Annotated in this window: 1 pseudogene; it reads right to left on the bottom strand. The window is 53.5% G+C overall.

The annotated features are described in order from the left end of the window. Positions 1-146 precede the first annotated feature (146 nt). Positions 147-593: pseudogene (locus ABOC97_RS23910) on the bottom strand (IS5-like element IS5 family transposase); the annotation flags it as partial.

The raw sequence follows: 593 nt of genomic DNA on the forward strand, positions 1-593 counted from the left end.
GGAAGGTGCGAATAAGCGGGGAAATTCTTCTCGGCTGACTCAGTCATTTCATTTCTTCATGTTTGAGCCGATTTTTTCTCCCGTAAATGCCTTGAATCAGCCTATTTAGACCGTTTCTTCGCCATTTAAGGCGTTATCCCCAGTTTTTAGTGAGATCTCTCCCACTGACGTATCATTTGGTCCGCCCGAAACAGGTTGGCCAGCGTGAATAACATCGCCAGTTGGTTATCGTTTTTCAGCAACCCCTTGTATCTGGCTTTCACGAAGCCGAACTGCCGCTTGATGATGCGAAATGGGTGCTCCCCCCTGGCCCGGATGCTGGCTTTCATGTATTCGATGTTGATGGCCGTTTTGTTCTTGCGTGGATGCTGTTTCAAGGTTCTTACCTTGCCGGGGCGCTCGGCGATCAGCCAGTCCACATCCACCTCGGCCAGCTCCTCGCGCTGTGGCGCCCCTTGGTAGCCGGCATCGGCTGAGACAAATTGCTCCTCTCCATGCAGCAGATTACCCAGCTGATTGAGGTCATGCTCGTTGGCCGCGGTGGTGACTAGGCTGTGGGTCAGGCCACTCTTGGCATCGACACCAATGTGGGC

The organism is Kluyvera huaxiensis, from assembly GCF_040149365.1.
Taxonomy (GTDB): domain Bacteria; phylum Pseudomonadota; class Gammaproteobacteria; order Enterobacterales; family Enterobacteriaceae; genus Kluyvera; species Kluyvera intermedia_A.